The organism is Marivita sp. (assembly GCF_965656765.1).
Taxonomy (GTDB): Bacteria; Pseudomonadota; Alphaproteobacteria; order Rhodobacterales; family Rhodobacteraceae; genus Marivita.
The window spans coordinates 1-2431 of the sequence record NZ_CBFHLV010000128.1 but is presented as its reverse complement, the minus strand read 5'-3'; the positions used below and the strand labels follow the sequence as shown (position 1 = coordinate 2431).

Annotated in this window: 3 protein-coding genes; all 3 read left to right on the top strand. The window is 55.7% G+C overall.

Features of this window, described 5'->3' with window-relative positions; translation table 11 throughout:
* Positions 1–508 (top strand): ubiquinone/menaquinone biosynthesis methyltransferase (locus tag ACTG4M_RS17365; RefSeq protein ID WP_439124927.1); only part of this gene is annotated, 508 nt, incomplete at its 5' end.
* A 1-nt stretch (position 509) separates the two neighbouring features.
* Positions 510–2042: a 2-polyprenylphenol 6-hydroxylase gene (ubiB, locus tag ACTG4M_RS17360; protein WP_439124926.1), complete on the top strand. Its 1533-nt coding sequence runs from the start codon at positions 510–512 to the stop codon at positions 2040–2042.
* A 95-nt stretch (positions 2043–2137) separates the two neighbouring features.
* Positions 2138–2374, top strand: a complete 237-nt coding sequence (locus ACTG4M_RS17355; RefSeq protein WP_439124925.1) for a hypothetical protein — start codon at positions 2138–2140, stop codon at positions 2372–2374.
* The last annotated feature ends 57 nt before the right edge of the window (positions 2375–2431 follow it).

The following is a 2431-nucleotide window of genomic DNA, read 5'->3' as shown; positions in this document are numbered from 1 at the left end:
CAAACGGGCCGGGTCTGGCCATGCAACCGTTCTCGACCTGACCGAACCTATGTTGATTGAAGGTCGCAAACGGGCCGAAGCCAACGCCATGGACTCGAGCCTTGATTGGGTCGTCGGCGATGCGATGCACTTGCCATTCGACGATAACACCTTTGATGTCTACACAATTTCGTTTGGCATTCGAAACGTGACCCGCCCCCAAGAGGCATTGAACGAAGCGTTCCGCGTGCTGCGCCCTGGTGGCCGGTTGATGGTCCTTGAATTCAGCCAGATCCCGAATGAGCTGATGCAAAAGGTCTATGATCTGTATTCGTTCAACATCATTCCTCGCTTGGGTCAGGCCATCGCCAATGACCGCGACAGCTATCAGTATCTTGTCGAATCGATTCGCAGATTTCCCGATCAGGAAACGTTTCTTGGGATGTTACGTCAGGCTGGTTTCGAAAATACCAAGTATCGCAACCTGAGCATGGGTATCGCTTGTCTTCATTCGGGGTGGAAGATCTGACGTGAGAGGTCCGCACAATATTCTGCGCCTGATCCGTACGGGTGCGACGCTAGAACGTACGGGTGCGATGGGTGTCGTCCTTGATGCCTTCGACGCGCCCAAGCCGCTGCGGGTGGCTGCACGACTGTTGGGTTGGCCGTTCAAATGGCTTGGGTATTACGGTGATCCTGACATGCCAGCGGCACCGCGTGCGCTTACTGCTTTGGGCCCTGCGTATATCAAATTTGGCCAGGTGCTAAGTACCCGACCCGACGTGGTCGGTGATGAGATGGCCAAGCAGCTGCGCGTGCTTCAAGACAAGCTGCCTCCGTTTTCCATCGCCGAAGCGAAAGCAATGGTGGAAACCGAACTAGGTGTTCCGGTGGATACAGTTTTCTCGGCATTCAGTGAACCGGTGGCGGCTGCGTCTATCGCACAGGTGCACAAAGCCGAACTGGCTGGAACGGGTGAAACGGTTGCCGTCAAAGTTCTCCGGCCACACATCGAAAAGGATTTCAGGAAGGACATCGACGCCTTCTATTTCGCGGCACGCCTGATTGAAGTTTTGTCCCCGTCGTCGCGGCGATTGCGGCCGATGGATGTTATCACTCACTTTGAAGGGGTGGTCATGGGCGAACTGGATCTTCGTCTTGAATCTGCAGCGGCCTCGGAATTCGCCGCCAATACCGAGCAGGACGAGGGGTTCCAACTACCTGCTATAAAATGGGATATGTCGAGCCGCCGCGTGATGACCATGGCTTGGGCTGAAGGCGTTCCGCTGGGCGACAATGCAGCACTGGATGCAGCGGGGCATGATCGTGTCGCGCTTAGCGAACGCGTTTTACAGCTGTTCCTGCAGCATGCGCTGCGCGACGGGTTCTTTCACGCTGATATGCATCAGGGCAATCTCAAGGTGGCTCCGAATGGCGACATCATTGCGCTTGATTTCGGAATCATGGGGCACATCGACGAATACACCCGTCGGGTCTATGCCGAGATCCTCTATGGATTTATCCGCCGCGATTATAAACGTGTGGCCGAGGTGCATTTCGAAGCTGGCTACGTTCCGAATGATCGTGATGTCGATGAGTTCGCACGCGCCCTACGCGCCGTCGGAGAGCCGATCTTTGGCATGGACGCCACGCGCATTTCGATGGGGCGGTTGCTGAGTTACTTGTTCGAAGTGACCGAACGCTTCGGTATGGAAACACGGACCGAATTGATTCTCTTGCAACGCACGATGGTTGTTGTCGAAGGTGTGGCAAGGTCTCTGGACCCCAAGATGAACATCTGGAATGTCGCGAAACCAATTGTTGAAGACTACATCAAAACCAGCATCGGACCGCGCGCGTTTGCCAAAGACCTTGGCAAGACCGCGCTAGTGTTGGCGCGGTTTGGTCCGCGCCTCCCGGGGCTTATGGAGCAGGCACTGATCGCGCAAGCGCAGGGCAAACCAGAGCCCAAGTCCAATCCCGTCAAAACTGCTGTGATATGGGCACTCATCGGTGCCGTGATTGGCGGCGGCCTCGTGGCTGTGTTCGAAGCACTTTTGTGACACACACTTGGTTTGCGTAACCAAATCCTAACCTTCCGATCGTTACCTTCAGCCAAACCGCAGAATGCGAGGGCCGTGGCGTGAACGGAATTTGGATGAAACCCAGTTTTATGGGTGTACTGATCGCCTTTGCTAGTGGCATGTCCGCGCAAGCCAGCATTTGTGACATGGCCGCCCAACGTGCGGCAACGGAAACGGGTGTCCCCGTTGATGTTATGCTCACCATCACCCGTCTTGAAACGGGCCGCGGCAAAAGTGCTGAAGCGTGGCCTTGGACCGTCAATCATGCCGGAGATGGTTCGTGGTTCCCGTCCCAGGGCAATCGCGTTTGACTTACGGAGTGGCCAAGCCGTTGAGAATGCTACGTAAGTAGTCATCGTTCCAACCTG